A 6,550-nucleotide genomic window follows, 5' to 3' on the forward strand; every position below is an offset into this window, starting at 1 on the left:
GCCGACAGCAATGAAACTGCTGCGATGCCTGCAATCGGATGTATCACGAGCTTCGCGGCTGACGCCGCTTCCACAATTGTGAGGTTGTTGGTAAAGCCCCATGCCGAGCATGGCTCGGCACTACGGTTTTACAGCCAATCGCGTGGGACCAGGTACTCGGCCAGGCGTGCTTCGTCGCTGCCGGTGTCGGGGCTGTAGCCGTACTCCCAGCGCACGCGCGGTGGCAGGCTCATCAGGATGCTCTCGCTGCGGCCGCCGCTCTGCAGGCCGAACAGGGTGCCGCGGTCGTAGACCAGGTTGAACTCGACGTAGCGGCCGCGGCGGTACAGCTGGAACTCGCGCTCGCGTTCGCCATATGGCGTGTCCTTGCGGCGTTCGACGATGGGCAGGTAGGCATCGAGGAAGCCGTCGCCAACCGCCTGCAGGTAGGCGAAGTCGGTTTCGAAGTCAGCGTGCAGGTCGTCGAAGAACAGGCCGCCAACGCCCCGCGTTTCATTGCGGTGCTTGAGGAAGAAATATTCATCGCACCAGCGCTTGTGCGCGGCGTAGCGCTCTTCGCCGTAAGGCGCGCATAGCTCGCGGGCAACCGTGTGCCAATGCTGCACATCTTCGTCGAAGGGATAGAACGGGGTCAGGTCGAAGCCACCGCCGAACCAGGCCGCCACCGTCTTGCCGTCCAGTTCGGCCTGGAAGTAGCGCACGTTGGCGTGGGTGGTCGGCAGGTAGGGGTTGCTGGGGTGGAACACCAGCGACACGCCACAGGCGCGCCAGGACGCTCCTGTGAGCTCCGGGCGGTTGGCGGAGGCGGAAGGGGGCAGGCGGGTGCCGGCGACGTCGGAGAAGCCGATGCCGGCCTGCTCGAACACCGCGCCATCGCGCAGGATGCGGGTGCGGCCACCGCCGCCCTCGGCGCGCTGCCAGCGGTCTTCGATGAAACGGGCCTGGCCGTCGGCCTGCTCGATGGCGGTGCAGATGCGGTCCTGCAGGCCGGTCAGATAGTCGCGTACGCGGTCGAATTCGTTCATGTGCGTACTGTAGCGCAGGCCGCTGCCGCGGCCTGCGCCTTGTCGCTTACTTGCGCAGTGACTTGCCCTTGCCGGGGCGCGCCGGTGCTTCGGCTTCTTCTTCGTTGTCGAGGTCTTCGGCGGCACGCATCAGCTGCGCGCCCAGGCCGGCCATTGCCCAGTTGGTGGTCTCGTAGACATCGCAGGCCACATGGGTGCCGTTGCCGTCGCGTTTGCAGATGGACAGCAGCTTGCCGGGAATATCTTCGTCGGCGGTGTTCTCGTAGACGCTGCGCAGGTTCTCGCAGCCAACGCGGACGCCGGCCTGGCACAGCTTCTGGTAAGCCGGGGCGGCGGCCTGCCAGTCGCCGGCCAGCGCATGGCGGTGGCCGAGCGCGTTGCACCCCTGCAGCTTGCCGCTGTCGCAGCAGGCCTGCGGGTCGCTGCCCAGCGGGCAGTCCTGCGGCAGCGGCAGTTCGACGAATACCTTCGGCGCGCTGCACTGCGTGCTGCCACCGGTGCGCTGGTAGACGGCGTAGCGGTTCCATTCGTCGACGCCAAGCAGGCCACCATTGCGCAGTGGCTTGAACACGAAGTCGCCGCCCTTGTCGTGGCGGATATGGATGGCACCATCCTGCAGGCGTGCGCGCATCTCACTGCCCATGCCTGCAGTGACCAGGCCATCGTTGCCGAAACCCAGTTCGTCCATCAGCCCGGTGCTGGCCTTGTAGTCGCCGCAGGGCAGGGCGTTGGCCTGCTCTGCATCCAGATCGGCGGCGCTCAGTGCGGCCAGGCTTTGGGCACGTTGGCAGGTGATTTCATCGGCGCCGGACTTGCAGGCAAGCTGCAGGGCTTCCCGTGCGGGGAAGTAATGCGAAGCATCCCAATGCGCATCGGCAACCTTGCCGCAGAAGCCTGCGTCCGGATGGCTGCGGCACAGCTGCAGCAGCTCGTCCAAACGTGGCTCGGGCAGGATCACCGTGCTGCCGCTCAAGGCGCCGGCCAAGGCCTTGGCCATGGCGATGCCAAGCACTTCCTTGGCCGCTGCCAGACAGGCGGCTTCGTTGTACTGCGGATTGTCTTCCTTGCAGACCGCAGGCTCTTCCAGGTCCGGGTCAGGCGATGCCGCCTGTTGCGCGTCCTGGGCCTCAACGCGGTAGCTGGACAGCAGGCGCTCGCAGGCGAAGGGCAGGTCTTCCTGGCACCACTGGTTCAACTGCTGCGGCGTCGCCGAGCTGGCATTGTCGATGCAGCTGTCGATATCGGCACGGCAGCTGTTCGCGGCCGGCGCGGGCGAGGTCTTGCAGCTGCTGCTTGAATCAAGCACGTAGTCGCCGAGGCTGCCGGTGATGCGCTTGCCGTCGCGGCTGAGGCTGTACTCGGTGCTGAAACCATTGGAGACATCGGCAGCGTGCAGCGTGTTGCCCTGCTGGCGGATCACATACTTTGTGGGTGCCAGACCTTGGTAGCGCATCGTGGCCTGGCTGCTGCTTTCAACCACAAAGCGGGCCGAACCCTCTTCGGCGGTATAGCTGCCGCAGCTCAAGGTGGCGGCGGCCGCTGGCAGCACTGCCAGAGCAAGCAGGCCACCAGCGACGGCGGACAGGAATCGTGGGGCAGACATGGGAACTCCGGGGGTCAGCTAAACAGGGCGCGCACGTCTGGGCGACGCAGCTTGATCACCAACCATCCGTGCAGCACGGCCAGGGCCAGTGCGGCGGCGGCGGCGGTGATCAGCGAGGTCCACAGGCCGACACGCAGTTGCACGCGCATCTCCAGACCTTGTGGTGAATTGAGGAAGTCGGCAGGCACCATCGCCTGCATGCCTTCGAACATGCCCTGGATCAGCGGCAGGAAGGCGAAGTTGGCCACGGCTACCAGTACCAGGAAGACGATGAAGCCGATCCGGCCCCATTCGCGGTGCTTGAGCAATGCCCACGACACCGCAAGGAACGCGATCGACAGCAGCAGGCCGAGCACGCTGAGCGAGAGTGCGTGCTTGCCGAGCCAGATCACGCCAGCCGGCACTGGCAAACCCTCGCTCTGCATCGCAGCGATGATGTCCAGGCGGCCCATCAGTGCTACCACCAGCAGTTGCAGCAGGCTCCAGACGATAGCCAGCGCGGCCATCACCAACGACAGTTTGGCGGTAACTGCGATGAACGAAGCTGCGGCGGAGGGCGTGGCTGGAGAGGTCGGGAACTGGGGCTGATTCACAATGGCTCGTTGCGTGTTTGAGGGTGGGCCATTGCCGATGTCAGTCGGCTTTCGCGGCGTGGAACAGCGCGGCTTGCGCTGCGGGCAGTACATGCAATGCGCTCAGCGGCGCCAGTTTCACGCCATGCGGTGCTTGCAACGGGATCCATGCCAGCTCGGCGATTTCTGCCTGTACCTGCGGCATGCCGGTGATGGTTACCAGGAAGGATTCGCCCTGCACGCGGCGGCCGGGTTCGTTGACGGCGACGTCTTCGAAGCTGCCCAGTGCAACCGCGTTGCTGCTGTCGACGTGTACGCCGAGTTCTTCGTGCAGCTCACGTGCCAGGGTCTGCAGCGCGTCTTCGCCTGGCTCGCGCTTGCCGCCGGGCTGGATGAAGGTGTCCGAGCCGTGTTTGCGCACGACCAGCACGCGCTGCTGCGGATCGAGGATGACGGCGGTGACGATGCGGATGGGGTTTTCTGCAGCGGACATATGCTTCCAGCGAGTAGGGCTCCGTGGAGGGAATGGTACTGGAGGCTTGGGGGATGGTGGGGTTCTGCGGAAGCAGGAGCAGGATCAAGAGCACCCCTCCCCAGCCCTCCCCTGCGCGTTGCGCAAGGGAGGGGGCGGCTTTGCTCCCTCCCTTTGGCGCAGCCAAGGGGAGGGTTGGGGAGGGGTGCTCTTCGCGGTACGCAAACAACATCCAACACCCACATACAACAAGGGCGCCTCGCGGCGCCCTTGTTGATGCTTACTTCAGTTCCTGCTCGAACAACTTGAGGATGCGCTTGTACTGGTCCAGCCAGGAATCGGCACGCGTGTAGCCGTGGCGTTCCAGCGGGTAGGGCGCGATCGACCAGTTGTCCTTGTGCAGCTCGATCAGCTTCTGGCTCATGTTGACCGAGTCCTGGAAGAACACGTTGTCATCCATCATGCCGTGCGCGATCAGCAGGTTGTCCTGCAGGCCTTCGGCATACTCGATCGGCGAGGAGATGCGATAGGCCTCCGGATCGATGTCCGGGGTGTTGAGGATGTTGGCGGTATAGGCGTGGTTGTACTGGTGCCAGTCACCGACCGGACGCAGTGCAGCACCGGCCTTGAACGTGCCCGGCGAGCGGAACAGCGCCATATAGGTCATGAAGCCGCCATAGGAGCCGCCGTAGATGCCGGCATGGGCGCGGTCACCCTGCTTGGTTTCGACCAGCCAATCCAGGCCGTCCAGGTAATCCTCCAGCTCCGGGTGGCCCATGTTGCGGTAGATGGCGGTACGCCAGTTGCGGCCATAGCCCTCGCTGCCGCGGTAGTCCATGTCCAGCACGATGTAACCCTTCTGCACCAGCAGGTTGTGGAACATCTGCTCGCGGAAGTAGTTGGAATAACGTGCATGCACGTTCTGCAGGTAGCCGGCGCCGTGCACGAACATGGCGATCGGGTACTGCTTGCCCGGCTCGAGCTTGTCCGGGCCGTAGTACTTGGCCCAGACGTGGCCGGCACCGTGCTTGGACGGCACCTGCACCATCTGCGGCTGCACCCACTGGCGGGCCTTGAACTCGGCGCTGCGGGTATCGGTGAGCTTGCGTGCTTCGCCGCCGCTGACCGGCAGCACGGCAACCTGCGCAGGCAGATACGGCGCGGAGTAACGCACCAGCAGCTGCTGGCCATCCGGCGACAGGCTGAAATCTTCCACGCCGTCGAGCGCGGTCACTTCGCGCACGGCACCGCCGTTGGCGTTGACGTTGCAGACCTCGTAATCGCCCGGCCACTTCTGGTTGCAGACGAAGTAGAAGCTGTTGCCGTCGGCGCTGACTACCGGTGCCGAGGTTTCCCAGTTGCCGGAAGTGATCGCCTTGGGTTTGCTGCTGCCGGTCTGCGTGTACAGGTGCGAGTAGCCGGACTCTTCAGACAGCAGCCACAGGGTGCGGCCGTCCGGCATCCAGCCGTAATCATTGAAACCCCAGTTGATCCAGCCGCCGTCGGTCAGCCGGTGACGGCTTTCCAGTCGGGCGCTGCTGGCGCTGGTGGTGGCGATCCAGCGGTCCTTGTTGTCGTTGGCGCGCAGCATCAATGCGGCCTGGCTGCCGTCGGCATTCCAGCGGATGCCACCGCCCATGAAGTCGCTCATCAGCTCCAGCGGACGATTGCCCTTCAGCGCGTCCTTGCCGGCCTTGCGGCGCAGCTCGGCCAGCGGATCGGTGGCGATGCCGGGCAGGTTGTCCAGCGACAGCGGCTCGACCTTGCCGGTGGCCGCATCGGCCAACCAGAAGGCATGCGGTTCGGGATTGTTGCGGCCAACGCGGGTGCGGGTGTCTTCGGCTTCTTCGTAGCCGGACTCGGTGACGTACAGCGGCATCTTGCCGCCGCGGCCTTCCTCGTAGCCCTTGGGCTTGGTGACCACGATCAGGTGGCGGGCATCCGGCGACAACGCGCTGTCGACGATCTCGACATCGGCGCCGAGGAAGATCGGTGCCGGCGCGCGGGTCGGGTCGGCCTGGCGCCAGCGCTCGCCCTGCTCGCGCAGTTCCTCGCGCTGGGCGCGATCGGTGCGCAGGGTGGACAGGGTGCGCATCTGCTGGTCGCGCAGTACGTCGGCCTTGGGCGCGTCGGCGGGGTTCTTGTCGGCCTTGAGCTGGGCGACCTGGCTGGTGACGTTGTTGCGCGGATTCCAGTGGAACCAGTTGTTGCCCACTTCCCAGATCACGCCGCCATCGCTGGCGAAATTGACGCCGCCGGCGCGCTCGTTGCTGCGGGTCAGCTGGGTCAATGTGCCGTTGCGCAGGTCGCGCACGAACACGTCGCCGTTGCGGACGAAGGCCATGCGCTGGCGGCTGCTGTCGTAGACGCGGTCGGCGGCATCGAGGGTGCCGCGCTGGTCATCGGCGATCTGCTGGCCGACGCCACCGCTCACCGGCAGGCGGAAGCTGTCGCGCACTGCGCTGCCCTGGCGCTTGAGCGTGTATTCGACCTGCTGGCCGTTCCACGACCACCAGGCCGATTCCACCGGCGGCCCGATCCAGTCCGGGTTGGCCATCGCCTGCTCGATGGTGATCGGCGTGGGCGCGGCATGGGCGTTGCCGAAAGCGGTCAACAACAGCAGGGACAGGGGCAGCAGCTTGGGCATCATTCGGCACCGGTGAAAGGGAACCGAACAAGGGTAGCAGTCGCCAACTGCGCGGGGCTGGGCCACAGGTCATGGAGGCAGGGTTCGGCGGGTGAGCTGCCGGAATCGGCAATGTTTGAGCTTTCCGAATAGCTGGGACAGAAGCGTAGTGGGGGGGGGGGGGCCCCGCGGGGGGGGGGTGCGGGGCGGCACACCCCCCCAACGCCGGCGCAAGACCCCCGCACGACAAAA

General features: G+C 65.6%; 5 protein-coding genes. All 5 read right to left on the reverse strand.

The features are described from left to right. Positions 1 to 128: 128 nt before the first annotated feature. A complete protein-coding gene (gene hemF / locus ACVOLV_RS21715) occupies positions 129 to 1,025 on the reverse strand; it encodes an oxygen-dependent coproporphyrinogen oxidase (protein ID WP_481556169.1) in 897 nt (298 codons plus the stop codon). 46 nt (positions 1,026 to 1,071) lie between these two features. Next, positions 1,072 to 2,628: a hypothetical protein gene (locus ACVOLV_RS21720; RefSeq protein ID WP_481556170.1), complete on the reverse strand. Its 1,557-nt coding sequence runs from the start codon at positions 2,626 to 2,628 to the stop codon at positions 1,072 to 1,074. Positions 2,629 to 2,642: 14 nt separating this feature from the next. Next, entirely contained in the window at positions 2,643 to 3,221 is a 579-nt protein-coding gene (locus ACVOLV_RS21725) for a hypothetical protein (RefSeq protein ID WP_481556171.1), read from the reverse strand. 40 nt (positions 3,222 to 3,261) lie between these two features. Further along, positions 3,262 to 3,693 (reverse strand): NUDIX hydrolase, encoded by a 432-nt coding sequence (locus ACVOLV_RS21730; protein ID WP_481556172.1) that lies wholly within the window; start codon positions 3,691 to 3,693, stop codon positions 3,262 to 3,264. A 259-nt stretch (positions 3,694 to 3,952) separates the two neighbouring features. Then, on the reverse strand, positions 3,953 to 6,319 hold the full coding sequence (locus ACVOLV_RS21735) for a S9 family peptidase (protein ID WP_481556173.1): 2,367 nt from the start codon (positions 6,317 to 6,319) through the stop codon (positions 3,953 to 3,955). Between the last annotated feature and the right edge of the window lie 231 nt (positions 6,320 to 6,550).

The organism is Stenotrophomonas sp. STEN023, assembly GCF_056760135.1.